21 protein-coding genes and 2 tRNA genes are annotated in these 25,180 nt (G+C 68.1%); 12 read left to right on the forward strand and 11 right to left on the reverse strand.

Translation table 11 applies throughout. The features are described from left to right. Positions 1 to 21 precede the first annotated feature (21 nt). The 6 genes from AC07PA_RS24935 to AC07PA_RS24960 all read right to left on the reverse strand — a co-directional run bounded on the left by AC07PA_RS24935 (position 22) and on the right by AC07PA_RS24960 (position 5,975). Positions 22 to 741 carry an ABC transporter ATP-binding protein gene (locus AC07PA_RS24935; RefSeq protein ID WP_494609106.1) on the reverse strand — a complete coding sequence of 240 codons (720 nt, stop codon included), beginning with the start codon at positions 739 to 741 and terminating at the stop codon, positions 22 to 24. Continuing rightward, a complete protein-coding gene (locus AC07PA_RS24940) occupies positions 738 to 1,493 on the reverse strand; it encodes an ABC transporter ATP-binding protein (protein ID WP_494609105.1) in 756 nt (251 codons plus the stop codon). The genes AC07PA_RS24935 and AC07PA_RS24940 overlap by 4 nt, the downstream gene beginning before the upstream one ends. Further along, positions 1,490 to 2,815, reverse strand: a complete 1,326-nt coding sequence (locus tag AC07PA_RS24945) for a branched-chain amino acid ABC transporter permease (RefSeq protein ID WP_494609104.1) — start codon at positions 2,813 to 2,815, stop codon at positions 1,490 to 1,492. Before AC07PA_RS24945 ends, AC07PA_RS24940 begins: the two co-directional genes overlap by 4 nt. 4 nt (positions 2,816 to 2,819) lie before the next feature. Continuing rightward, positions 2,820 to 3,761: a branched-chain amino acid ABC transporter permease gene (locus AC07PA_RS24950; RefSeq protein WP_494609103.1), complete on the reverse strand. Its 942-nt coding sequence runs from the start codon at positions 3,759 to 3,761 to the stop codon at positions 2,820 to 2,822. A 128-nt stretch (positions 3,762 to 3,889) separates the two neighbouring features. Beyond that, positions 3,890 to 5,140 (reverse strand): branched-chain amino acid ABC transporter substrate-binding protein, encoded by a 1,251-nt coding sequence (locus tag AC07PA_RS24955; RefSeq protein WP_494609102.1) that lies wholly within the window; start codon positions 5,138 to 5,140, stop codon positions 3,890 to 3,892. 43 nt (positions 5,141 to 5,183) lie between these two features. Beyond that, entirely contained in the window at positions 5,184 to 5,975 is a 792-nt protein-coding gene (locus tag AC07PA_RS24960; protein WP_494609100.1) for an SDR family oxidoreductase, read from the reverse strand. 306 nt (positions 5,976 to 6,281) lie between these two features. Between AC07PA_RS24960 and AC07PA_RS24965 the strand changes: the two genes are divergently transcribed. Further along, positions 6,282 to 8,258, forward strand: a complete 1,977-nt coding sequence (locus AC07PA_RS24965; protein WP_494609099.1) for a helix-turn-helix domain-containing protein — start codon at positions 6,282 to 6,284, stop codon at positions 8,256 to 8,258. A gap of 98 nt (positions 8,259 to 8,356) precedes the next feature. Here AC07PA_RS24965 and AC07PA_RS24970 read toward each other — a convergent pair whose 3' ends face one another. Next, complete coding sequence (locus AC07PA_RS24970) at positions 8,357 to 9,850, reverse strand: ABC transporter substrate-binding protein (protein WP_494609098.1); 1,494 nt, start codon at positions 9,848 to 9,850, stop codon at positions 8,357 to 8,359. A gap of 571 nt (positions 9,851 to 10,421) precedes the next feature. On the opposite strand from AC07PA_RS24970, the gene AC07PA_RS24975 reads away from it, so the two are divergent. The 3 genes from AC07PA_RS24975 (at position 10,422) to AC07PA_RS24985 (ending at position 12,134) form a co-directional block, all read left to right on the forward strand. Further along, a tRNA-Gly gene (locus tag AC07PA_RS24975) sits at positions 10,422 to 10,497 on the forward strand. A gap of 165 nt (positions 10,498 to 10,662) precedes the next feature. Then, a tRNA-Leu gene (locus AC07PA_RS24980) sits at positions 10,663 to 10,755 on the forward strand. A gap of 125 nt (positions 10,756 to 10,880) precedes the next feature. Continuing rightward, a complete protein-coding gene (locus tag AC07PA_RS24985; RefSeq protein ID WP_494609097.1) occupies positions 10,881 to 12,134 on the forward strand; it encodes a serine hydrolase domain-containing protein in 1,254 nt (417 codons plus the stop codon). A 40-nt stretch (positions 12,135 to 12,174) separates the two neighbouring features. Here the strand turns inward: AC07PA_RS24985 and AC07PA_RS24990 are convergent, their stop codons facing one another. Both AC07PA_RS24990 and AC07PA_RS24995 read right to left on the reverse strand, forming a co-directional pair. Continuing rightward, positions 12,175 to 13,185 carry a Bug family tripartite tricarboxylate transporter substrate binding protein gene (locus AC07PA_RS24990; protein WP_494609096.1) on the reverse strand — a complete coding sequence of 337 codons (1,011 nt, stop codon included), beginning with the start codon at positions 13,183 to 13,185 and terminating at the stop codon, positions 12,175 to 12,177. Beyond that, positions 13,182 to 14,180 carry a Bug family tripartite tricarboxylate transporter substrate binding protein gene (locus AC07PA_RS24995; protein ID WP_494609095.1) on the reverse strand — a complete coding sequence of 333 codons (999 nt, stop codon included), beginning with the start codon at positions 14,178 to 14,180 and terminating at the stop codon, positions 13,182 to 13,184. Before AC07PA_RS24995 ends, AC07PA_RS24990 begins: the two co-directional genes overlap by 4 nt. 154 nt (positions 14,181 to 14,334) lie before the next feature. Between AC07PA_RS24995 and AC07PA_RS25000 the strand changes: the two genes are divergently transcribed. The 7 genes from AC07PA_RS25000 to AC07PA_RS25030 all read left to right on the forward strand — a co-directional run bounded on the left by AC07PA_RS25000 (position 14,335) and on the right by AC07PA_RS25030 (position 22,431). Further along, a complete protein-coding gene (locus AC07PA_RS25000; protein WP_494609094.1) occupies positions 14,335 to 15,795 on the forward strand; it encodes an FAD-dependent oxidoreductase in 1,461 nt (486 codons plus the stop codon). A 73-nt stretch (positions 15,796 to 15,868) separates the two neighbouring features. Further along, complete coding sequence (locus tag AC07PA_RS25005) at positions 15,869 to 16,711, forward strand: IclR family transcriptional regulator (protein WP_494609093.1); 843 nt, start codon at positions 15,869 to 15,871, stop codon at positions 16,709 to 16,711. A gap of 51 nt (positions 16,712 to 16,762) precedes the next feature. Further along, positions 16,763 to 18,058, forward strand: coding sequence for an aconitase X (locus AC07PA_RS25010; protein WP_494609092.1), 1,296 nt, complete (start codon positions 16,763 to 16,765; stop codon positions 18,056 to 18,058). After that, a complete protein-coding gene (locus AC07PA_RS25015) occupies positions 18,055 to 18,507 on the forward strand; it encodes an aconitase X swivel domain-containing protein (protein WP_494609091.1) in 453 nt (150 codons plus the stop codon). Before AC07PA_RS25010 ends, AC07PA_RS25015 begins: the two co-directional genes overlap by 4 nt. Next, positions 18,504 to 20,195: a dihydroxy-acid dehydratase gene (gene ilvD, locus AC07PA_RS25020; protein ID WP_494609090.1), complete on the forward strand. Its 1,692-nt coding sequence runs from the start codon at positions 18,504 to 18,506 to the stop codon at positions 20,193 to 20,195. Before AC07PA_RS25015 ends, ilvD begins: the two co-directional genes overlap by 4 nt. 125 nt (positions 20,196 to 20,320) lie before the next feature. Further along, complete coding sequence (locus AC07PA_RS25025) at positions 20,321 to 21,454, forward strand: porin (protein WP_494609089.1); 1,134 nt, start codon at positions 20,321 to 20,323, stop codon at positions 21,452 to 21,454. Positions 21,455 to 21,468: 14 nt separating this feature from the next. Next, the gene (locus tag AC07PA_RS25030) at positions 21,469 to 22,431 is read left to right on the forward strand and encodes a Bug family tripartite tricarboxylate transporter substrate binding protein (RefSeq protein ID WP_494609088.1); all 963 of its coding nucleotides are present in this window, start codon (positions 21,469 to 21,471) and stop codon (positions 22,429 to 22,431) included. Positions 22,432 to 22,464: 33 nt separating this feature from the next. Here AC07PA_RS25030 and AC07PA_RS25035 read toward each other — a convergent pair whose 3' ends face one another. Together AC07PA_RS25035 and AC07PA_RS25040 are read right to left on the reverse strand one after the other, a co-directional pair. Continuing rightward, positions 22,465 to 23,946 (reverse strand): sensor histidine kinase, encoded by a 1,482-nt coding sequence (locus AC07PA_RS25035; protein ID WP_494609087.1) that lies wholly within the window; start codon positions 23,944 to 23,946, stop codon positions 22,465 to 22,467. Continuing rightward, on the reverse strand, positions 23,927 to 24,628 hold the full coding sequence (locus AC07PA_RS25040) for a response regulator transcription factor (protein WP_494609086.1): 702 nt from the start codon (positions 24,626 to 24,628) through the stop codon (positions 23,927 to 23,929). Before AC07PA_RS25040 ends, AC07PA_RS25035 begins: the two co-directional genes overlap by 20 nt. Before the next feature lie 127 nt (positions 24,629 to 24,755). On the opposite strand from AC07PA_RS25040, the gene AC07PA_RS25045 reads away from it, so the two are divergent. Beyond that, positions 24,756 to 25,178 (forward strand): tripartite tricarboxylate transporter TctB family protein, encoded by a 423-nt coding sequence (locus AC07PA_RS25045; RefSeq protein WP_494609085.1) that lies wholly within the window; start codon positions 24,756 to 24,758, stop codon positions 25,176 to 25,178. Positions 25,179 to 25,180 lie beyond the last annotated feature (2 nt).

A 25,180-nucleotide genomic window follows, 5' to 3' on the forward strand; every position in this document is an offset into this window, starting at 1 on the left:
AACAGGGGGCGCAGGGCGCGCTCACACGGCCAGCCAGTCGGCCAGCAACTGCGCGTCGGACGACAGCTCGGCGGGCGTGCCTTCGAAGACGATGCGGCCATGTCCCATCACGCAGACGCGCGTGGACACCTTCAGGGCAATGGCCAGCTTCTGCTCGACCAGCACGACCGAGACACCGCGCCGGTGCATGTCGCGGATGCACTCGCCCACGGCGGTGACGATCTTGGGCGCCAGGCCCTCCGTGGGTTCGTCGACCAGCAGCACCAGCGGATTGCCCAGCAGCGACCGGCAGATCGTCAGCATCTGCTGCTCACCGCCCGAGAGGCTGGCCGCCTTGGTGTTGCGCCGCTCCTTCAGGCGCGGGAAGTAGTCGAACATCTGCCCGACCATCCACTGCACTGCGCCCGGCACGGCGGGCTGTTCACCCATGTGCAGGTTTTCGTCCACGGTCAGGTTGCCGAAGACTTCGCGCTCTTCAGGCACGTAGCCCAGGCCTGCGCGGCAGATGGTGAATGGCCGCTGGCCCGTGATGTCGCGCCCCTGCAGGCGCACGGTGCCCGCAGTGGGGGGCACCAGTCCCATCAGCGCCTTCATGGTGGTGGAGCGGCCCGAGCCATTGCGGCCCAGCAGGCTGACCACTTCATTGCGGCGCACTTCGAACGAGACGCCGTGCAGGATGTGGCTCTTGCCGTAGTGCGCATGCAGCTGGTCCACGCCCAAAAGCGTTGCGTCCGGGCTCATGCCAGCACCTCCTCGCCGAGGTAGGCTTCCTTCACCGCGGCGTTGTCCCGGATCTCGTCGGGGGTGCCCGTGGCGATGACCTGGCCGTAGACCAGCACGCTGATGCGGTCGCTGATCGAGAAGACCACCTGCATGTCGTGCTCGACGATGAAGAGCGCGCGGCCTTGGGTCACCTCGCAGATCAGCTGCGCGGTGTAGTCGGTTTCCTCGTTGGACATGCCCGCCATGGGCTCGTCCAGCAGGATGACCTGGGGGTCCGAGGCCAGGGTCATGGCGATCTCGAGAGAACGCTGCTCCGAGTACGAGAGCTCTGCCGCCATCATCCGTGCGCGGGACTGCAGGCGCACCCGTTCCAGCAGGTGTTCGGTCTGCTCGCGCACGCGCACCGCGCTGTCGATGAATTTCCAGAACGTGTACTGCAGGCCATGCGAGCGCATGACGGCCAGCCGCAGGTTTTCGAACACAGTCAGCTTGGGAAAGATGTTGGTGATCTGGAACGAGCGGGACAGGCCCAAGCGGTTGATCTCCTGGGGCGCCTTGCCCTGGATCTGCGCGCCGTCGAACACGATCTCGCCCGAGGTCGGTGTGAGGTTGCCCGAGATCAGGTGGAACAGGGTGGATTTGCCCGCACCGTTGGGGCCGATGAGCGCATGGCGCTCTCGGGGCCGCAGGTCCAGGTCCACGCCCCGGATGATCTCGGTCGGGCCGAAGGACTTCTTGAGGCCCCGAAGGGAGAGAATGGAGTCGGTCATGCGGGCTCCTGTGTGCGGGTGGTGATGGTGGAAGGTGCGGTGGCCGGGGTCGCGGGCGATGCAGCGGGGCTGTCGCCGCCCTGGCGCTCGTCCTGCAGAGTCCGCAGCTGCCTGCTGGCGACGAAGGCGAGCGCAACGCCTGCGGCCAGCAGCGCGAGCGGCACCAGCCAGGTGGTCAAGGCCAGGGGCACCCAATCCACGCCGAAGAGCGGGATGGCTGGCCAGGGCGCCGAGGGATCGGTGCCGAGCGAGGCACGGTAGTCGCGTGAGAACACGCGGCGAAGCATCTCCACCACGAAGGCCGTGCCACTGCCAAGCAGGACCGTCGCAGCTGTGAAGAGCGCGACCACGGGCGCGAGCCGCAACGGGCCGACCCTGCGCCACAGCAACACCGATCCGCTCGCGAGCCCTGCCAGCCCCTGCGGCATGAACATCATGACCACCACGAAGACGATGCCCTGGTAGAGCAGCCAGGACTGGGTCAGGTCCGACACCGCGTAGCCGAAGAACGTCATCAGTGCCGCTCCCAGAGCCGGCCCGAGGAAGGTGCCCACGCCACCGATATAGGTGTTGAGCACGGCCGCCGCCGAGAGCGTGCTCTCGAACAGCACGTAGTTCGCTGCTTCGTTGTTGATGACCTGCAGGCCGCCCGCGATGCCCGAGAACATGGCCGACACCGTGAACACCAGAACGCTGAGCCGGTGCACGTCGTAGCCCAGGAAGGCCAGCCGGTGGCGGTTCTCGCGCAGGCCCAGGGCCAGCCGGCCCACGGGGGTGCGGGTGTACAGGTAGAGCAGCAGCAGGGAGAGCAGCACCCAGGCCAGCGTCAGGTAGTAGACCTCGGCGGTGGAGCCGAAGCTGAGACCCAAGGAGGGCATGCGCATGCTGGAAACGCCGGCCTCGCCGCCGAAGACACCCTTGATGTGCGGGGCGATGGAGTGCAGCAGCTCTGCGATCGCCAGGGTGATCATGGCGAAGTAGGTGCCCGTGCGCTGGGTGGAGAACCAGCCCGCGATCACGCCCACCGCCAGCCCCCCCAGTGCGCCGGCCAGCGGCAGCAGCGGGGTCGGGACAATGCCGGCGCCCCCGACGGCGTTCATGGCGTGGACCGTGGCGAAAGCACCCACGCCGAAGTAGGCCGCGTGGCCGAACGACAGCATGCCGGCCTGGCCGCACACCACGTTGTAGGCCGAGGCGAACAGCGCCGCGATCAGCATCTGGATGGCTGCGTTGAGCAGGCCCGCGGACAGCAGGTAGGGCAGGCCCGCCAGGATGGCGGCGCCCAGGCACAGGCTGCCAAGCAGGAGATGGCGTGTGGTCATGGCATCAGGCCTTTTCACCCAGGAGACCGGAGGGGCGCACCAGCAGCACCAGCAGCATGAGTGCGAAGGGCAGGGTGGCGGCAAGGCTGGAGAGCTTGAGCGTGAGCAGCCCGCCCATGCCCTCGGCCCAGCCGCGGGCGCCGAACACCGCCAGCAGGTCGGCCAGGCTGGCATCGACGGCCACCGCGAGCGAGGTGATGACGCCGATGAGGAGCGAGGCCAGCATGGCGCCCTCGAGCGAGCCCAGGCCGCCCACCACCACCACCACGAAGACCATCACACCCAGCTCCAGGGCCATGTTGGGATTGGTGGTGTAGAAGGCGCCAGCCACCGCGCCGGCCAGGCCGGCCAGGGCCGCCCCCACGCCGAACACACCCATGAACACCAGGGGAACGTTGTGCCCCAGCGCTTCGGCCATGCGCGGCCGGTAGATGGCCGAGCGCACGACGATGCCCACCCGGGTGCACGTGAGCAGCAGGTAGATCACCACGAACATGGCCACCGCCACCGCCCCCATGAACACCCGGTAGGCGGGATAGCTGGCCGCGCCGATGGAGAACGCCGCGAAGTCCAGCCCGTGGGGAAGGCGGTAGTTGACCGGGAAATTGCCGAAGAACAGCTTGATCAGCTCGGCAATGATGAAGGACAGGCCGAAAGTGAGCAGCAGCTCATGGGCATGGCCGTGGTGGTGCACACGGCGCAGAAAGTACTTCTCCACCCCCACGCCCACCAGTCCGACCAGTACGGTGGCTGCAACCAGGGCCAGGGCGAAGCCCAGTACATCGGTGAGGGCGTAGGCAAAGTACGCACCCAGCATGTAGAACGATGCGTGCGCGAAGTTGAGCACGCCCATCATCCCGAAGATGAGCGTGAGGCCGGCAGAGACCATGAACAGCAGCAGGCCGTAGATGGTTCCGTTCAGCAACGAAACGATGAGGGTGTCCATAGGAGTGTGTGGTTCGCGAGGAAAAAGGCAGACGAGCGACAAACCGCGGCGGGCCGTGGGGCCGCCGGGATCTCGTGGGACGCAAACAGCGAGGGGAGACGTGGCGCCCCGCGCGGGGCGCCGGCCTATCAGGAGGGGCGTTGCATCTTGCAGCTGGCCTGGGCCGGCGTAGCCGCTTCCCGGGCCGAGAATAGCTTCACCGGCTTGAAGCCCATGTCGGTGTTGTCCACCTTGTAGCGGGCCTCCTTGGAGACCGTGGAAACGACCAGAGGCAGCAGGGCCTGGTGGTCGTCCGCACGCATGCTGATCTCGCCGTTCGGTGTCGAGATCTTCGTGGTCTCCAGTGCGCGAGCGAAGGCGTTCACGTTGAACTTGCCACCTTCGGGCTTTACGCGGCCCAGGGCATCGCCCACCATCAGCAGACCGAACACGGTCTGCGGGTCGGTGGCTACAGGCGCGCTGCCGGTCCTGGTGCGGTAGTCGTTGACGAACTTCTCACCCTCGGCCCCGCCGGCCTCGGCATTGAAGGTGTGCGCGATGAAGTGGCCGACGGCCAGGTCCCCGGCATTGGCGATGTTGCCTGGCTGGTCCAGGAAGATGGTGCCAAAGCGTGTCTTGAGGCCGGCGGCGCGCGTGGCCTTCATCAACAGCAGCAGGTCGTTGGACCAGTTGCCCGTGATCACGGTGTCGGCCTTGGCCGCCCCGATCTTGGCCACATAGGGGGCAAAGTCCTGGATGCGGTTGACGTCGTGCAGTGTTTTCTCGACCACTTCGTAGCCGCCCGGCGCTGCGTTGTCTACCGTGGCCTTTTCCATGTCCTGGCCCCAGGAGTAGTTCTGGTTGATCGCATAGACACGGCTGCCCAGGGCGCCTGCCGACTTCATCGCCTGCACGAGTGCCTTGGTGCGCACCTGGGCGTTGCCGCTGAACCGGAAATGGTGGAAGTGGCACTTCTCTCCGGTGAGCTCGAGCGCCTCGGCCCCGACGTTCAGGTAGACGATCTCCTTGCCCGGGTTGCGCAGGTTGTGCTTGCGCACGTCCTCGGTGAGCTGCCCGCCCACGGCGGACGAGGCCCCCTGCACGATGAGGTGCACGCCATCGGAAATCGCGGTCTTGAGCTTGTCGGCTGCTCCGGTGGGGCCGCCCTGGTTGTCGTACTCCACCAGCTGGACGGGCTGGCCGTTCCAGCCGCCCAGGGCATTGATGCGGTCCACGGCATAGCGGGCCGCCGTCCGGTACATCAGGCCCGAAGCTGCCTGCGGACCCGAGAGCGTCTCGATCACGCCGATCTTGACGTTCTGTGCGGATGCGGTGCCGCTGGCCAACACGCCGGCCGCGGCAATGGCGGCAGCGCCGAGGGTGTGGTTGATCATCTTCATACGGTCTCCTTTTGTTGATATGGGCGTACCGGCAGCAGGTGCCTTACAGGTACTCGAGATTTCCGTCCACGCTGATCGCCTGGCCGGTGATGTTGCGGGCCGCAGGCGAGCTCAGGAACAGGGCGGTGGCCGCCACGTCCTGCGGTGTGACCATGCGGCGCAGCGAAATCTTGCGCAGGTATTCCTCGCGCATCGCATCCACGCTGATCCCGGCGCTGGAGGCTCTGGCTGCAATCACCCCCTCCATGCGCTCGCCCTCGACGGTGCCGGGCAAGATGGCGTTGACGCGCACCCCCGCAGGGCCGAGCTCGATGGCCAGCGACTTCATCAGGCCCACCACGGCCCACTTGGTCGAGGCATAGGGCGTGCGCAGGGCATAGCCCAGGCGTCCTGCCACCGAGCTCATGGCGACGATGCCGGGGCTGTGGGTGGACTTGCGCAGCAGCGGCACGGCGCGCCGCGCGAAGAGGAACTGGCTGTTCAGGTTCACGTCCACCGTGCGCTCCCACTGGTGGGCGCTGAGGTCTTCGATGGGACCCGTGGGGCCGGCGATGCCTGCGTTGTTGACCAGCACGTCCAGCCCGCCCATGCTGCCCAGCATGTCCTCGAAGACCAGGTCCACATCGCGTTCGACCGATGCATCGGCGACGCTGGCGGTGATGCCTGGCATGTCCGTGACCAGCCGGTCGATGGCGGAGCGATCAATGTCGCAGATGTGTACATGCGCGCCGGCTTCGCTGAAAGCGCGGGCGACGGCTGCCCCGATGCCGCTGGCGCCGGCGGTCACCAGTACGCGCAGGCCCGGTGTCGGGACCAGAGAATTCAGGATGCTCATAGGACAGGAAGCGGTTGCATTGCGGTGATTGCCGCCCAGCGCCTGCTGGCTGCGGCGAAGTGGTTGGTGGGGACGGGCTGGTGTTGTCCGCCTGGTGACCGAACTGTCCTGGAATGCGGGGGAGATATCTATGTGGGTTGCGCACATTCACGGCAGGGGGCGAATGTGCGCGAACCACTTGGTAGAAACCCGCGATCGCCATGAAAAAGCGCTGCGGGTGGTTCGCCGAGGGCCCACACTCAAGGCTTGCTGGCGCCAATCGGTGCGCGCCACACGCTTTTGTCCAGCCCGTTGGAGAACCCGCGCATGACCCGTGCCGCAGACCTTGTCGAGACCGATGCGAGCGAGCGCATCAGTGAGGAGCTGATCCAGCTGCTGCACCGCGCCGGCTCCTCCGAGGAGCTTGCGGCCTGCCTGGCGCGCGTGGAGTCGCTTCCCGACGCAACGGCCCGCAAGCCAGACCTTCTGGAGCTGGTGCGCATGGCGATGGCCATTCGCAACCGCCTGGACGTGCAGCACCAGCGCGAGAGCGGGATGCTGGCCGTCATCGAGTCCGCGCGCGACCTCTCCAGCCGCCTGGACCTGCCCGAGCTGCTGGCCACGGTGGTGTCGCGTGCCCGCCGGCTCCTGGGGTCGCAGGTGGCTTGGCTGTCGGCCTACGACGCGGGCCTGGACGCCTTTCACGTGCTGACGGCCGATGGCGCGTTGTCGCGCGGCACCGGTGAGATGCTGGCGGGGCGCGACCTGGGTATCGTGAGTGTGGTGGTCCAGACCCGGCTGCCCTTCACCACCGCCGACTACCTGCATGACACCCGCTTCCCCCACGACCCGCAGCTGGACGTGACGTTTCGGGAGGAGGGCATTGCCGCGGTGGTCGGGGTGCCGCTGCTGTGGGAGGACGAGGTCATCGGCCTGCTTTTCGTGGCCGACCGGTACCACCGGACGCACACCGCGCACAACATCTCCATCCTCAGCACCCTGGCAACGCATGCGGCGGTGGCCATCAAGAACGCCATGGCGTTCGAGCAGACCCATGCGGCGCTGCGCAGTGCCGAGATGGCCCATGCGCAACTGGAGCGACATGCCCTGAGCGTGCAGGCTGCGGCCGAGGCGCATGACCAGATGACCACGCTGCTGGCCAAGGGCGCCACGCTGGCCACCATCTGCCAGTCGGTCGCGCAGATCATGGAGGGCGAGGTGCTGGTGCTCGACGAGGTCGGTCAGACCATCGGTCGGGGCGCAGCCGAGGGCTACCAGGGCCAGGGTGCCGGTGCGTACCGACCCCATGGAGAGCACAGCGACGCTCTGTCACGTGCGCTGGGTGACAGCCGCCGCATCGGTCGCTCGGTGGTGGCCTACGAAGCGCTGGGCGAGACCTGCCGCCTCATCACGGTGATCGGTGGCAACGATGTACTCGGAACGATGCTGCTGTTCAGCGGGGCGGCGCTGGATGAAGTGGCGATACGCACGTATGAGCGATGCGCGAGCATCGTGGGCATCGTGCTGCTGTCGCGAGAGCGCGCCGAGGCCTCGCAAAGCCGTGATCTGTCCAGCCTGCTGCGCAGCCTGCTGTCACCCCGCCAGGACGACCTTCACCTGCTCGGCGACCGTGCCGGGCGGTTCGGGGTGGACCTGTCGCGGCCCACGTCCCTGTTGTTGCTGGAAACACGCGCCCCCGAGACCGGGTACCTGGCACGGTGGCTGCGCTCCGCGCAGGTGCTGCCGCACATCCTCTTCGATGAAATCGATGGCGTGCTGACCGTGCTGTGTGCCACGACCCGCGCGGACGATGTCCGGCGCACCATCGACAGCGCGGCCCGGCAGCATTTCGGGGCGGGCTTCCTCGGCGTGGTCTCTCGCCCCATCGCGCAGCCTTCGGAGATCCCCGCACTCCACTCGTCGCTGCGCCGTGCGCTTCCGGTGATGGCCCGCGTGGGCATGCGCGGAGTGATCATCGGCCAGAACGAGATGGCGCTGTACTCCACGCTGTTCGAGACGCATGACCAGGCCAGCCTGCATGCCTATCTCCAGAGCACCATCGGCGCCCTCGTCGCCTATGACGAAAAGCGGGGCTCGGAGCTGGTGGCCACGCTGCTGGCCTACTTTGATTGCAACCAGAACGCCAAGGCCGCAGCCGATCGACTGGGCATCCATGTGAACACCATCCGGCAGAGGCTGGCGACCGCGGAAGGACTGGCCGGACACTGGGGCAACGCGCTGCGCGCGCTGGAGATCCATGTGTCCTTGAGGTTCTGGGTCCTCAGTGGGCGCACGCAGGCCTGACCTGCGCGGGCAGTGCAGGGCAGGGCTTCGCCGCAGGGCGAGCACCGCACCTGCCGCAAGCCGGTGCGATGGTGGTGAGCACGCGGGCTGGCGGCCCCTCAGCCCCAGGACAGCGCCGAGAGATCGTTGGCAAAGATCGGCGCGTCCTTCCACAGCCCGCGCAGGTTGCGCGCCGCCACGGTGATGAACTGCGGCTGGTAGAGGTAGGTGTGCACCGCGTCCTCGGCCAGCAGCCGCTGGGCGTCGCCCAGGTAGCGCTGGCGGTCCGCCGTGCGCAGGCTGTTCTTCGTCTTCTCGAAGATCTCGTTGAACTTGGCCGACTGGTAGCCCCAGTAGTACTCGGGCTTGGTGTAGTTCACCAGGTCGAAGGGCTCGACATGCAGGATCAGGGTGAGGTCGTAGTTCTTCTGGCCATAGGTTCCGCTGATCCACTGGGCCCACTCGACGTTCTGGATCTTGGCGATGATCCCGATCTTGGCGAGCTGGGCCGCGATCAGCTCGCCGCCCTGGCGCGCGTAGGGCGGTGGGGGTAGCACGAAGCTCAGTTCCAGCGGCGTCTTGACGCCGGCTTCCGCCAGCAGGCGCTTGGCCTTCTCGATGTCGAAGGGGTTCACGCCCGTGGTGTCCACGTAGCCGGGCGCGCCGGGCACATAGTGGCTTCCGATCGGTACGCCACGGCCATCCACGGCAGCGGAGATGACGGCCTTGCGGTCGATGGCCGATGCAATGGCCCGGCGCACGCGGACATCGTCCAGCGGTTTCCTGGCGTTGTTGAGGGCCAGGATGGTCTTGCCGCGCGAGGCATTGAAGACCACCTGGAAGCGCTTGTCCCGCTCGAACTGCGGCAGGGTGCGCGACACGGAGGCGTGCGGAAACAGGTCCACGTCACCCGCCAGCAGGGAGGTGGTCTGCGCGGCAGGCTCGGAGATGAAGCGGAAGGTCACGCGCGGGATCTGCACTGCGTTGGCATCGCGCCAGCCCGCCCATTTGGTCAGCGCGATCAGCGAGCCCTTGTTCCAGGCACCCAACTGGTAGGGGCCCGTGCCCACGGGCCTGGTTTCGTTGGTGTCTGCGGTCTTGGGTTCGACGATGATGGCCGTGGCCTGCCCCAGCAGGAACAGCAGGTCGGGCTCGATGTCCTTGTTGAGCACGACCACGGTGTGCTCGTCGACCACGCGCGTCGTGAGGCCGCTGAAGAGGCGCCGGTCCTTGTTGGTGCTCTTCTCGCCGCCCGCGCGGTCGAACGAGAACTTCACGGCCTGCGCATTAAAGGGCTCTCCATTGTGGAACCTGATGCCCTTGCGCAGCCTGAAGGTGGTGGTCTTCAGATCGGGCGACACCTCCCAGCTCTCGGCCAGCAGGGGCTTGACGCTGCCGTCGGACTGGATCTTGGTGAGTGTCTCGAAGATGTTGTAGAGCACCACTTCGGCGATCTCCGCGCCCGCCTTGGCGGTGGGGTCCAGCCCCGTCGGCTCCAAGGTCAGGCCGATAACGAGGCTGTCCTTCTTCTTTTGCGCAAATGCATTTGGCACTGCCAGTGGAGTTGCGGCGGCTGCGGCGCCACTGGCCAGCAAGGTACGGCGTTTCAACAAGTTGGATTCCTGGGGAAGAGGGGACGTTCGATGTCGGGAATGCGCCGCTGCACACGGAGTGCAAGGGCACGCAAGTGCGCCGCATCATCTGCGAGGGGCGGGGCGCCGTGCAACCAGATGCTTATGACCGAATCGTCCGTGAGCGCGCATGCCGGCCCATGGCGATCGGTTGCCCCTGGAGCGCGGTGGTGGAACGCAGGTTTTCACCTTTGCTTCCTCGGAATGGGTCTAAGCGGGACCCCTCGCCGGCCTGGCGATCCGGCCGGGGGCGCATTGCCTACACCGCGCCCCGGTTCCGTAGTAGCATGGAAGCGCCGCAGCACCAGCGGCTTCCTCCCTCGTGATGACCACGAGTTCAAGCCCGCCTCCATACGGGCTTTTTTCCGTGCGGTGCAGGGCGGATCGGGCAGGCTGCCGACCTGCGGCCTGCACCGGGAGCGAGGCTCCGGGCAGGCCTGCACAGGTCGAATGCAAAAAATTTTGGTGCCGAAGTTTGCAAGCCCAAAAAATGGCGCTATAATTTGAGTCTTGCTGATGCAGACTGACGGTAACGACAGCGGTTCAGTGAAATGCGGGAATAGCTCAGTTGGTAGAGCGCAACCTTGCCAAGGTTGAGGTCGAGAGTTCGAGACTCTTTTCCCGCTCCAGATTCAAAAAGGGAAGCTTAGGCTTCCCTTTTTTCTTGGCGTTGCAATGCGCACCCGTGAGGGACGGCTTTGTGACCGGATGCGACAGGGCATTGCACACCCGCACGGCCCACGCTACGCTGCAGCGCAGGTCCGTACCGCGTACGCACCCCGCTGTCAGCCGGCGCCCCGATGGTGAAATTGGTAGACACTGCGGACTTAAAATCCGCCGCTTTCCTGAAAAGGGGCGTGCCGGTTCGACCCCGGCTCGGGGCACCAGATAACGGGTTGTAGCTATCAATTGCATAGCTTCCCTTTCCACCAGTCACTTGGCGGGCCTCCCCGCCTGGCCGCTGTACACCCTGGCTCGCGCACAATGCATGCGGGACCACCCAGGAGTTGCGATGCCCCGCCCCCCGTACCTGTCGACGATCATCGCCCTGTGGCTCTCCTTCGGTGGGGCGGTGTGTGCGCAGGCTGCACCCGACGAGGTGCTGCTGGGCGGCCCCAAGGGCTACCCCCGCGGCGCCAGCGGGCCCCAGGTGCAGCACCTGGTCGGCACGGAGCGGCCGGAGAACCTGGTGGACTCCTTCAGCGGCGGGCTGGAAAAGCTGCTGCCCCACCGCACCGTGCGAAAAGGGGTGTCTGCCTCGGTGCTTGCACGCGCCGAGACGCCGCAGGCGTTCACCTACCTGCACGAGGGCCGGCGCCTGGGCGTCGAGGACTACCTGGCACGCCAGCGGGTAACGGGCCTGCTGGTCATCAAGGATGGCACGGTGGTGCTGGAGCGCTACCAGTACGGGCGCTCGGAAACCACGCGCTTCCTGTCGGCGTCGATGGCCAAGTCCATCGTCGGGCTGCTGGTGGGCATTGCGGTGGAAGAAGGGCGGATCGGTTCGATCGACGACCTGGCCCGGCAGTATGTCCCGGCCCTGGCGGGCCATCCGTATGGCGAGACGTCCATCAAGGACCTGCTGCAGATGTCCTCGGGCGTGGGCTTCGCGGAACAGTACGATGGCCGGGACGACCTGGCCGCGCTGATCCGTGACACCATCGAGCAGCAGTCTGCCGGTGCGGCAGCCGCGCTGCTGCCGTACGCCGAGCGGCGCGCGCCAGCCGGCCGCATGTTCTATTACTCCTCGGCCGACACCCAGGTGCTGGGCCTGGTGCTGCGGGGCGCCACCGGCATGCCGGTGGCCGACTACCTGGGCACGCGCATCTGGCAGCCCATGGGGGCGGAGGACGATGCCAGCTACCTCATCGACGCGGCCGGCCAGGAAGCGACCTTCGCCTTCCTGCATGCCAGGCTGCGCGACTTTGGCCGGCTGGGCATGCTGGCGGCCAACGGCGGGCGCGCCAACGGCCGGCAGATCGTGCCGGCCGCCTGGCTGCAACGCGCCACCGGGGCGGCCGCGCCGCATGCACAGCCGTTCATCGCCAGCTCCTACTTCGGCTATGGCTACCAGGTCTGGGTGTTTCCTGGCGAGCAGCGGCGGTTTGCATTCATCGGCGTGCGTGGCCAGGTGATCTTCGTGGACCCGGCCCTGGGGCTGGTCCTGGTGCAGGCTGCGGTCTGGAAGACGGCGGGTGACCGGGTGGCCCGTGCCGAGTTGCTGGCCTTGTGGCGCGGCATCGTCGAGCACTACGGTCATTGGTAGTGGCGGGGGCCGGGCCTCGGCAGGCCCCGGCAGGCACCTGCTACTGCTTGGTGAGACCGAGCTTGCGGATGGTCTCCCCCCACTGGTCGTAGGTGGTGCGCGTGAGCGCCGCCAGCGCGGCCGGGCTCGACGACTCGGCCTCGTAGGCGCCCTGGCGGAAGAAGTCGCGCGTGGCCGGCATGGCCAGCACCTGGGCCAGCGCGGCGTTGAGCCGCTCGAGCACCGGTGCGGGCATGCGGGCCGGCCCGTAGAAGCCGAGCCAGCTCGCCATGTCGATGCCGCTCACGCCCTGTTCGCCCATGGTGGGCACGTCGGGCAGCAGGGGGCTGCGTTGGGGGGCGGCCACGGCCAGCATGCGCACCTTGCCGGTGGCGGTGTTCTGGATGGCATTGGGCGCCGCGTCGAAGTAGAACTGCACGCGCCCCGCAAGGAAGTCCTTGGCTGCGTCGGCACCGCCCTTGTAGGGCACGTGCACTGCATCCAGCCCCGCCTGGCGCACGAAGGCCTCGCCGTAGATGTGCGAGGAGGTGCCAGTGCCGAAGGAGGCATAGCCGATCTTGCCCGGGTTGGCCTTGATGTAGTCGACCAGCTCGCGCACCGTGCGTGCGGGCACGCTCGCATGCACGGTCAGCACCAGCGGGCCGCGTGCGCCCAGTGATATGGGCGTGAGGTCCTTGAACGGGTCGTAGCGCACGTTGGCCAGCGTCTGCGGGTTCTGCGCCACCACGGAGGAGGGCGCATACATCATGGTGTAGCCGTCGGGTGCGGCGCGGATCACCTCCTCGGTCGCCAGGATGAAGCTCGCGCCCGGCCGGTTTTCCACGATCACCGGTGTCTGCAGCACCTCGCCGAGCTTGGTGGCGACAAAGCGGGCCTGTGCGTCCGAGGCGCCGCCCGCCGCCAGGCCAAGCACGATGCGGATGGTGCGGCCCTTGGCGGGAAAGGGCTCGGCGCCCAGCGCGCCCAGCGGTGCCAGTGTCGTGCCGAGCGCGCCCAGCGCCAACCCGGTGGCAAAGCGCCGGCGGCACAGGTGGAGTGGCATGCCGCTCATTGCTTGGCCAACCCGACCTGCTGCACCATCGCGCCCCATTGCTCGTAGGTGGTGCGGGTGATGCTCGCAAATTCCTGTGGCGTGGTGCTGCCGGCCTCGTAGCCGCCGTTGCGGTAGAAGTCGCGCACCTGCGGCATGGCCAGCACCTGGGCCAGCGCGGTGTTGAGCCTGTCGACCACGGGCTGCGGCATGCGCGCCGGCCCGTAGAAGCCCAGCCAGCTGGGCAGGTCGAGCCCGGCATAGCCCTGCTCGGCGAAGGTGGGCACCTCAGGCAGCGCGGAGATGCGCGCATTGGCCGCCACGGCCAGGATCTTCACCTTGCCCGTGCCCGCCGTGATGATCGCTGACGAGGCCGAGTCGAACATGTACTGCACACGCCCGCCGATCAGGTCCTTGGCCGCGTCCGAGCCGCCCTTGTAGGGGATGTGCACCGCATCGATGCCGGTCTTCTTCACGAAGGCCTCGCCGTAGATGTGCGACGAGGTGCCCGCGCCAAACGATGCATAGCTGACCTTTCCGGGGTTGGCCTTCACGTAGGCGACCAGTTCCTTCACGTTGTTCACCGGCACGCTGGTGCTCAGCGACAGCACCAGCGGCCCGCGCCCGCCCATCGAGATGGCCGTGAAATCCTTGAACGGGTCGTAGGGGACCTGGGTGAAGGTGTGCGGATTCTGCGCCATGGTCGAAGAGGGCGCATACAGCAGGGTATAGCCGTCGGCCGGGGCACGCGCCACCTCGCTGGCGGCCAGCATGGTGCTGGCACCGGGCCGGTTGTCGACGATCACGCTGGTGCCCAGCACCTCGCCCAGCTTCTGCGCCACGATGCGCGCCTGCGCATCGGTACCCCCGCCCGCGGTGAAGCCCACCACGATGCGGATGGGCTTGCCGCCGCGTGCCGGAAAGTCCTGTGCCCGGGCCAGCGGCGCAAGGCCCCAGAAGGCCGCTGCGCCCGCGGCCAGGCCGAAGGCACGGCGGGTGCCGTGAAGTCGCTTCATCGATGTCTCCTTGGTTGTTGTTTGTATTTTGGTCTTTGAAATCATAAAAAGTCCATATAAGCCAGGGAAAACCCTGAAAATACGGCTTTTTATTTTGACAAAATGGAAGATAAAATCATAATTCAACGAAATCGACCACCCAAGGCAGTTATCCATGAAAACAGTCGTCCGTACCGACGAGCGCATCCTGACCTCCGACATCTTCGACCGCGACAGCCGCACGAAGCGGCCTGACCATGGCAGCTGGGCCGAGCCCGGCAAGAACATTCCGGTCTACCACCGCTGCGGCGTGCTGGTGGTCGGTGGCGGGCCCTCGGGCACCGCGGCGGCCGCTGCGGCTGCGCGGGCCGGTGCCGATGTGGCGCTGCTCGAGCGCTACAACCACCTGGGTGGTCTGTCCACCGGCGGCCTGGTGATCTGGATCGACCGCATGACCGACTGGGAGGGCCAGCTCGTGATCCGCGGCTTCGCCGAGGAGCTGTTCGACCGCCTGCCGGCCGACGCCATTGCCGGCCCGGTGCGCGAGGACTGGGGCTCGCAGGATGCGGACAAGGCCGCGCACTGGTCGCAGCGCACGGCCGCCTACCACGGCGTGGTCACCTGGTCGCCCACGGTCGACCCCGAGCGCCTGAAGCTGCTGAGCCAGGAGATCGTGCTGGAGCGCAGGGTCAAGCTCATCTACCACTCGTGGGCCGCCATCCCCATCGTGCAGGACGGCGCCGTCAAGGGCGTGGTGTTCGAGAGCAAGGAAGGCCGCATGGCCATCATGGCCGACGTGGTGGTCGATGCCACCGGCGACGGCGACCTGTTCGCCCGTGCCGGCGCGGCCTATGTGAACGACATCGAAGAGGCCGACGTGCACCACTGCATGAACACCTCCTGGCTGTTCGGCGGTGTGGACATGAACCGCTGGATCGCGTTCAAGGCCGGCCAGCCCGAGGCCTTCTCGGCCTTCATGGCGGGGGGGCGCGAACAGCTCGGCCTGTTCGAGCGGCCCTTCGTCTCCTGGCGCAACGACGTGGCGCTGTTCATGGGGCCGCGCCAGTCGGGCTACTCGGCCCTGGACGTGGACGACCTCACCGCCGTGGAGGTGCGCTCGCACCGTGCCATGGCGGCGCACCTCGACTACTTCCGCGCCCATGCGCCCGGCTTCGAGGACGCCTTCCTGATGCTCAGCGCACCGCAGATCGGCGTGCGCCATGCGCGGCGCCTGACCGGCGTGGGCGCGGTGCTGCGCAGCCAGTGGCCCGATGGCGTGGCGCTGCCTGACGAGATCGGCGTCACGCCCGCGGTGTCGCCCAAGTTCCCGAACATCTCCATCCCCTACGGCGCGCTGGTGCCGCAGCAGCTCGACGGCCTGCTGGCCTGCGGGCGCCACATCTCGTGCGACCGCAATTCGCATGGTTTCATGCGCGAGATTCCGCAGTGCTGGATCACCGGCCAGGCGGCCGGCGTGGCCGCTGCGCTGGCATCGCTGGGCGGCATACAGCCGCGGGCCGTGGACGTGGCGGCGCTGCAGTCCGCGCTGCTGGCGCAGGGCGTGTACCTGCGCCCCGGTGCCGGGCAGGGCGTGCACGACCTTCAGGCGCCCGTGGCGGCCGAAGCCAGTGCGTGAGTGATTTGCCGTGCACCTGACCGATTCTCTTTCGCCAGCCTCTACAGTGCAGAGTCTTGCAAAGGGTTCCTCCATGTCCACTGACAAAAACGACGCCTCCTTTTCTTCCGCCGAATCCGCCGACGCGCGTGGTGACCGCTCCGACACCGTGAGCGCGCTGGAGCGCGGCATCTCGGTGCTGCGCTGCTTCAGCGAGGACCGCCCGGTGCTCGGCCATGCCGACATCGCACGCATGACCGGCATCCCCCGGCCCACGGTGAACCGGCTGGTCGCCACGCTGCTCTCGCTGGGCATGCTCAAGCCTGCGCAGGCGGCCGACCGCTTCATGCTCGGGCCGGGCGTGGTGTCGCTGTCGCGCGTGTTCCTGGGCAGCCTGGACGTGCGCGCCGCGGCACGGCCCAGCATGCAGGCCATGGCGGAGGAGGTGGGTGCCTCGGTCTACCTGGCGATACGCGACGGCATGGAGATGGTGCTGATCGAGGCCTGCCGCCCGCGCTCGTCGATGCTGTCGGCGCGGCTGGACGTGGGCTCGCGCGCGCCACTGGCCAACTCGGCCCTGGGCCGGGCCTACCTGTCGGCCCTGCCCGAGGGGCCGCGCAACCAACTGGTCGATTCCATGCGCCTGCTGCGCGGCCCCGAGTGGGACAGCATTGCCCCTGGCATGAACCGCGCCATCGGCGAAGCCCGGCGCCTGGGCTACTGCCTCTCGCTGGGTGAATTTCACCGCGAGATCAATTCGGTATCGGTGCCCCTGATCGGGCCCGACGGCGAGGTGATGGCGCTCAACGGCGGCGGAGCGGGCTTCGTCTTTACCGAAGAACGCCTGCGCAACGAACTGGCACCGCGCCTGCACGACATCGCGCTCTCCATTGCGCGCGACATCGGCGGCCATGTGCCGTCACCCTCACCGGGCTAGCGGCCCGGCGGGGTCTCTTCCCCACGAACAGAAAAACGGAGACAACAGGCCATGTACCTGAGCGATGAAGAACAAGCCATGCTGGACGGCCGCGACGGGCCGGCCTTGCAGAAGGCGATGGACCTGCTGGTGCGCTATGGCGAAGCCCTGGGGGCCGAGCGGCTGGTGGAGACGCGCAACGTCTGCGCCAGCATCACCTCGACCACACCCTTCCAGCGCGATTTCGCGCTCGCCAAGGGCGGCGGCATGGACGCCGTGTTCTCCGAATTCAGCCTGGACAGCCAGGAGACCGTGAAGATCCCCAAGTTCAAGGTCTTCACCAGCCACCTGCAGCTCGGCTTTGACCCCGGCCAGCCCGAACGCATGGGCGTGAGCGAGGCGGTCGTGAACTTCTACCACCAGAGCGAGCGCCACGCGGCCGGCCTGGGCGCGCAGATCATGAACACCTGCACCCCCTACCAGGTGGGCAACATCCCGACGCGCGGCGAGCACTGCGCGTGGATGGAGTCGTCGGCGGTGGTGTACTGCAACTCGGTGCTGGGCGCGCGCACCAACACCGAAGGCCGCGAGAGCACTGGCGCGGCCATGCTCACGGGGCGCATTCCCTACTGGGGCTACCACCTGGACGAGAACCGCCATGCCACGCACGTGGTGGAGCTCGACGTCGAGGTCGAATCGGTGCAGGACTGGGGCCTGCTCGGCTACTTCATGGGCGAGCACGTGCAGGAGCGCGTGCCCGTGGTGCACCGCAAGGGCGGCATCGGCAGGGTACCCAACCTGCCGCGGCTCAAGCACTTCGGTGCAGCGGCGTCGTCTTCAGGCGGCGTGGAGATGTACCACATCGTCGGCGTCACGCCCGAGGCGCTGACGCTGGAGCAGGCCCTGGGCGGCCGCAAGCCGGTGCAGGTGCTGCGCTACGGCGAGGCCGAACGCCGTGCCACCTACGAAAAGATCAACGCCACCGGCAAGGATGCCGAGGTGCAGTACGTGATGCTGGGCTGCCCCCACTACACCATCGAGCAGATCTGGGAGGCCGCGCAGCTCATCGAAGGCCGCAAGATCCACCCCGACTGCGAGCTGTGGATCTTCACGCCGCGCGCCATCAAGTCGCTGGCCGACCGCAATGGGTACACGAAGATCATCGAGGACGCGGGCGGCATCCTCATGACCGACAGCTGCTCGGCCATGAGCCGTGCCGTGCCCAAGGGCACCAAAACCGTGGCACTCGACTCGGCCAAGCAGGCGCACTACCTGCCCGCCATCCTCGGCGTGCAGGCCTGGTTCGGCAGCACGGCCGAATGCATCGATGCGGCCTGCACCGGCCGCTGGAACGGAGGCCAGGCATGAGCAGCACCGTGATCGAACACACCCTGGTGATCCGCGGCCGCAAGGTGGTGGGCGGCGTGGCCGAGGGCGAGGCCCTGGTCACGCGCGACCGCATCTCGGGCTGGGGCGGGATCGACCCGCGCACCGGCACCGTCATCGAGACCCGGCATGAACTGCGCGGGCAGAGCTTCGCAGGCAAGGTGCTGGTGTTTCCAGGCGCGAAGGGCTCGTCGGGCTGGTCGGCCATGTTCCACATGACACGGCTCATGAACGTGGCGCCCGCCGCCTTTCTGTTCAACGAGATGACGACCAAGATGGCGCTGGGCGCCGTGGTCACGCACTCGCCGGCCATGACCGACTTCGACCGCGACCCATTGGCCTGCATAGAGACCGGCGACTGGGTGTGCGTGGACGCCGACCGCGGCGTGGTCGAGATCACCAAGAAAAATCCCACCGGAGACCACCCATGACCCGCCCCCTGCGCAGCAACTTCCCGCGCGGCTCCTACCTCTGGTCGGTGCGCAACGCGCATTGGCGAGCGCTTGGCATCCCCGAAGAGGATTGCGAGAAGCCCAAGATCGCCATCGTCAACAGCTCCTCGGAGCTGGCCGCCTGCTTCAGCCACCTGGACCAGGTGGCGGCGGAGATCAAGACCGCCATCCGCGCAGCGGGCGGCGTGCCCTTCGAGATCCGCACGGCGGCGCCCAGCGACTTCATCACCGGCGCGGGCGCGCGCGGCGCCTACATGCTCGGCGCGCGCGACCTGGTGACCAACGACATCGAGGTCGCGGTCGAGGGCGCGCAGCTCGACGGCATGGTCTGCCTCACGTCGTGCGACAAGACCGTGCCGGGCCAGCTCATGGCGGCGGCGCGGCTGAACATTCCCACCTTGCTCGTGCCCTGCGGCTACCAGCCCAGCGGCGAGTACCGCGGCAAGCACATGGACATCGAGGAGGTGTTCATCGGGGCCATGCACGCGGTCACCGGCCACCTGCCGGTGGAAGAACTCGTGGGCATGAGCCGCGAGGCGATCCGCGGGCCAGGCGTGTGCTCGGGCCTGGGCACGGCCAACTCCATGCACATCGTGTGCGAGGCGCTCGGACTGGCCCTGCCAGGCAGCGCGCCGGTGGCGGCGCTGAGCGCCAAGATGATGGCCGACGTGCGCGCGGCCGGCGCACGCATCGTGCAGATGGTGCTCGATGACCTCAAGCCCCGCGACATCCTCACCCCCGGTGCCTTTGCCAATGCGGTGCGCGCGGTGCTGTCCGTCGGCGGCTCGCTCAACACCGCCAAGCACCTGCAGGCCGTGGCGACCGAGGGCGAGACCGGGGTCGACGTGTACGGGCTGTTCGAAAGCCTGGGCCCGACCACGCCGGTGCTGGCTGGCGTGCGGCCCATCGGCGAGCATTCCATCGAGGCCTTCGAGGCCGCGGGCGGTTGCCGCGCGCTCATGAAGCAGCTCGCGCCCCTGCTCGATACCAGCGCGCTCACCGTGACGGGTGGCACGGTAGCCGACAACCTGCGCGGTACCGAAGTGGCCGATGCCGAGGTGATCCGCCCCATCGGCGACCCCGTGGCGCCGCTGCCGGCCATCGTGCTGCTGCGCGGCAACCTGGCGCCCGAGTCGGGCCTCATCAAGACCGGCATCGTGGAGCGCAAGGTGCGCCGCTTCACCGGACCGGCCGTGTGCTTCTGGACCTCGGACGCGGCCATCGCGGCGCTCAAGAACGGTGAGATCGTGCCCGGCCAGGTGGTGGTGATGCGCGGCGCCGGTGCCTGCGGCGGCCCGGCCATGGGCGGCGGTGCATCGCGCGTGGTCTTTGCGGTCGACGGTGCGGGCCTGGGCGACCAGGTCGCGATCCTGACCGACGGCCACCTCTCGGGCCTGGTCTGCAAGGGCCTGGTCGTTGCCGAGGTCTCGCCCGAGGCGGCGCTGGGCGGACCGCTCGGCCTGGTGCGCGATGGCGACATGATCACCATCGACCTCGATGCGCGGCGCCTCGATATCGCGCTGACCGACGCCGAACTGCAGGCGCGCCGCGCCGACTGGCAGGCGCCTGCGCCGGCGTTCAACACCGGCTGGCTACAGCAGTACCGGCGCAACGTGAGCCCCCTGTCCAAGGGTGCGGTGCTGGTGCGCACCGAACTGTCCGGCTAAGCCCTTTTTCCCCGGCTTTTCGCCAACCGGTGCGGACCCGTGTCCGCCCCCGGTGGCGCAGCCATGCGCGATTTTCGAGTGAGTGAGTTGTTCAACCAGAGAAGAAAGAAGCAGGAGACAAAACCATGAAGATGAAAAAACCACTGTGGATCTGTTCGGCCATTGCACTGGCCTGTGGCGCGGCGCACGCGCAATCGAGTGTCACCCTGTTCGGCGTGGTGGACCTGGGGGTCCAGTACACCAAGGGCGGGGGCAATGGCTCGGTGCGGGCGCTGTCCAACGGCGGGCTCTCGACCAGCCGCATCGGCTTTCGCGGCACCGAGGACCTGGGCGGCGGCCTGCGCGCGGGCTTCTGGCTAGAAGGTAGCCTGAACCCCGACAGCGGCACCGGCCGGGCCAGCAACACCAACAACCAGACCACAGGCGCGACCACGGCCGGGCCGCTCACCTTCGACCGCATGTCCTATGTGAGCCTGTCGCACGACAGTTTCGGCGAGGTTCGCCTGGGCCGCGACTTCATTCCCACGCACTACAACAGCATCTATTTCGACCCCTTCAACGCCAACGGCGAGGCGCGGGCCGGCAACCTCACCTTTGCAGGCGTGGGCACCGGGCCCTTGCCCACCGCCATCACCGGCAGCAACACGGTGAGCTACTGGCTGCCGGGCAAGCTCGGCGGCCTCTACGGCATGGCGATGGCGGGTACCGGAGAGAACGATTCCAGCGTGGCGAACAGCGACGACGGCAACTTCGCGGGTGCACGCCTGGGCTATGCCTCGGGCCCCTTCGACATCGCGGCGGCCGTCACGCGCTCGCACTTCAGCAGCACCGCCGCCATCGGCAACTACACGCATGCCAACATCGGCGGTACCTGGGATGCGGGCTTTGCCAAATTCTTCGTGCTCTACAACCGCGTGGCGGTGAAGCTCGCCGCCGGTTCCGCGCGCAAGAACACGGCCGAGATCGGCGCGCACATCCCGGCAGGCGAGGTGGGCCGCATCCGCCTGAGCTATGCCATCCTGGACGACCGCAGCGACAGCGGCCTGCGCACCGCCGGGGGCCTGGCACGCAGCGGCGACGACGCGCGCCAGCTCGGCGCCGGCTACGTGCACAACCTGTCCAAGCGCACCGCGCTCTACGGCACCTGGGCACGGATCTCGAACAAGGGCGAGGCGCGCTACGTGGTCAGCGGTGGTGCGGCACCGGCCGGCGGGCGCAGTTCGTCGGGCTGGGAGTTCGGCGTGCGCCACCTCTTCTGAGAAAGGAGCCGCACATGCAACGCAGACACCTCATCACCCTGGCGGCCGGCGCAGCGCTGCCGGCGGTGCAGGCCTTCGGGGCCGAGTCCTTTCCGGACAAGCCCCTGCGCCTGATCGTGGGCTTTGCCCCCGGCGGCGGTGCCGATTCGCTCACGCGCATCATCGCGGAGGGGCTGTCCAAGCAGCTCGGCCAGCAGGTGATCGTTGAGAACCGCCCCGGCGCCGACGGCGTGCTGGCGGCCCAGGCCACCTCGTCCGCCCGGCCGGATGGCTATACGCTGCTGATGGGCACCAACACCGCCATGGTGGCGGCACCCACGCTGCGGCCCACGCCGCCCTACGATCCGTTCAAGGCCTTCACGCCCATCAGCTCGGCCGGACAGTTCTCGATGTTCCTGGTGGTGCCGGCCAGCCTGCCGGCCAGGAGTGTGGGCGAGCTGCTGGCCCTGGTCGCGGCCAAGCCCGGCGCCTACAACTCGGCATCGAGCAACAGCGCCTCCGAACTGGCCATGCTGCAGCTGCTGGGGGAGCAGCGCAAGGTGGTCAACGCGCGCTACAAGGGCGACATGCAGGCCATGACCGACCTGCTGGGCGGGCAGATCCACATGATGTTCACCACCGGCACGCTGGCGCCGGGCTTCGTGAAGGAGGGGCGCATCCGCGCGCTGGCCACGCTGCTGCCCCAGCGCAGCGGCCTGCTGCCCGATGTGCCCACGGGCGCCGAGCTCGGGCTGGGCACGCTCACCATCACGCCGTGGGCGGGCTTCTTCGGGCCGCCAGGGCTGCCCAAGGCCATTGCCGACAAGCTGTCGCAGGAGCTGCAGAACACCCTGAAGCGGCCCGAGGTGCAGGCGCAGCTGGTGCAGCAGGGCTTCGAGGGCTACGGCATGAACCCGGCGAAGTTCGCCGAGTTCTTCCGCACGCAGTACGACGCGTTCGGCGCCACCGTGCGCCAGCACAACGTGAAGTTCGAGTAACCCGCACGGCCCTGTGCCGTGCAAGCGGACGGGTTACAGCCCGGCGGCACCCGCGGCAGCAGCCTCGGGCCCCTCGGTGGGCCTGGCGAGCGGCAGCCGGACGCTGGCGACCAGGCCCGGGCCATGCGGCGCCGGGTCCAGCGCCAGCCGCCCGCCCATCAGTTGCGCGTAGCGCGCCACGATGGACAGCCCCAGCCCCGCACCCTGGCCCAGGCGCATGCCCTGGTCGCCCTGTGCCCAGCGCTGCAGCAGCCGCTGGGCCAGGGCGGCATCCACCCCGGGGCCGTTGTCGGTCACGCCCAGCACGGCATGCCCGTCCTGCACCTGCAGCGCCACGGTGATGCGTGGTGGATGGCCGCGCCCGTAGCGCAGTGCGTTGTCCAGCAGATTGTTCAGGATCCCTTCGACGAGGGCGGCGCTCGCGCGCACCTCCACCGCCTGCTCCAGGCCTTCGGCACCGAGGTCCACGCCCAGGGCGTCTGCGCGCGGCAGAAAGCGCAGCAGCACGTCGCGCACCTGGGTGGAAAGGTCCATGGTCTGCAGCGCCAGCACAATGCCGCCCTCGGCCGCACGCGCCAGGGCGAGCAACTGGTCGACCGTGCGGCTGGCACGCTGTTCGGACGCGCGGATGCCTTCGAGCTCGCTGCGCCAGACGGCGGGGTCGTCCTGCGCCAGCGCGTGCGCGGCCTGCGCGCGGATGCCTGCCAGCGGCGTGCGCAGCTCGTGCGCCACATTGCCGGCGAACTCGCGCTGGGCATGCAGGCTGTGCTGCACCCGCGCCAGCAGGCCATCCAGGGCTTCCCCCAGGCGCTGCACATCGCTGCTGTCCGCCCGCTGCGTCAGTGCCTGGGGCAGGGGCTGCAGGTCGGCCGCGTCGCGTTGGTCCACCGCATCCTGCAGTGCGGTCAACGGCCGCAGGTCGCGCTCGATGCCGCGCAGCAGCCACGACCCCAGCACCACCAGCAGCCACAGCTGGGCCAGGCCTGAATACACCAGCAGCCGGCGCAGCAGGTGCGTGCGCTCGGCCGTGGTCTGTGCCATGACCACGGTGAAAGAGGGCGTTCCCGGGGTGAGCAAGGTCACGCGGCGCAGCTCCAGTCCCTCGCGCGCGAGTTGCGAGAACGCATGGGTGCTGCCGGGGGTGATCGTGCCTGCTGTCAGGTCACGGTCGCCCGCGATGAAGTTGCCGCCGGGTCCGTACACCGCAAACCACACGGTCTCGCTCTGGTCGAAGCGCAGCAGATCCACCTCGCGCGGAGTCAGCTCCAGCCGCAGCCCGCTGGCTCCCTGGCCGTCGCGGTCATGGAGGCCGCCGCCATGCACCAGCGCCGCCAGCGCATGGGCATCGTCCAGCAGGGCCCGGTCGAAAGCCTGGGCCACGAAGTGGTTGCCCACGCCCAGCACCACGGCGCTGCCCAGCCCCCAGATCAAGAGCAGCGACAGCAGCACGCGGCGCCCGATGCGCTGGCGCAGCGCGGGAGGGTGGCGCTGGCTGCTAGCGGGTGCTGCCGGCATCGTCCTCCAGCACATAGCCCAGACCGCGCAGGGTGCGGATGGTGGCGCCGCTGTCCGCGATCTTGCGCCGCAGGCGCGAGAAGGAGGCTTCCAGGGCGTTCTCTCCCAGCACCTCGCCCGCGTCCGACAGACGTGCCGAGAGGTCGCCCTTGCTCAGCACGCGGCCGGGGGGCGTCATCAGCTCCCACAGCAGGTCGAATTCGCGCGCCGGCAGTTCCAGTGGCTGCCCGGCAATGCTCACGCGGCGTGCCTGCCGGTCCAGCGCCAGCCGGCCCACGGTGACCAGGTCGGCCGTGCCGCTGGCACGGCGCAGCAGCGCGCGCAGCCGGGCTTCGACCTCCTTGAGCTCATAGGGCTTGCCCAGGTAGTCATCGGCCCCGGCGTCCAGCCCGGCGATGCGTTCTTCGGTGCTGTCGCGGGCGCTGAGCACCAGCACGGGGGTACGGTCGCCGCGTGCGCGGGCGACGCGAAGGGCGGTGAGCCCGCTGCCCAGGCCGCTGCGGGCGTGTGCCGCATGGGGCAGGTTCAGGTCCAGCAGCACGGCATCGAAGGCCTGCACGGCCCACCAGTGCTGTGCATCTTCCACCGTGCAGGCCAGCTCGACGCGGTGGCCCGCGTTCTCGAGACCCCGGGCCATGGTGCGGCTCAGCACGGGATCGTCTTCCACCAGGAGGAGGCGCATGGGAGGAGGAGGGGCTACGTGGAATTACGCATGGCCGATATCAGCCTGCGATCAGGTTCGATGGGAATAGTCAGCATACCCCAGCCACAGGGGCATTCCCACAAGCCTTTTTGGAGACAACATTTCCATGGTCAACCGCAATCTCGTCCGGGGCTTTGCCCTCATGGCCCTGGCGCTGGGCTTCGGCCTGCCGTCGATGGGCTACTCGCTGGGCTCGCTCAGCCGTGCCGGCCCGGGGATGTTCCCGTTCATCGTCAGCTGCATGCTGTTCGCGATCGGGGTCATCACCGTGGTGCGTTCGCGCCTGGTGGCCCCGGTTCCGATGGACTTCCAGTTCCGCAACATCGCCGTCATCCTCGCCAGCCTGTGCGGCTTCGCGGCCCTGTCGCACTTCGTGAACATGATCGCCGGCATCGTCTTCCTGGTGTTCTGCTCGGGCTTCGCCGGCACCTCGTACTCGGTGGTGCGCAACCTCAAGATTGCGGCGGTGCTGGTGGGCATCGCCTTCATGTTCCAGAAGCTTCTGGGCGTCAACCTGCCACTCTACTGAGG

It is taken from the genome of Acidovorax sp. GW821-FHT09B03, from assembly GCF_059418305.1.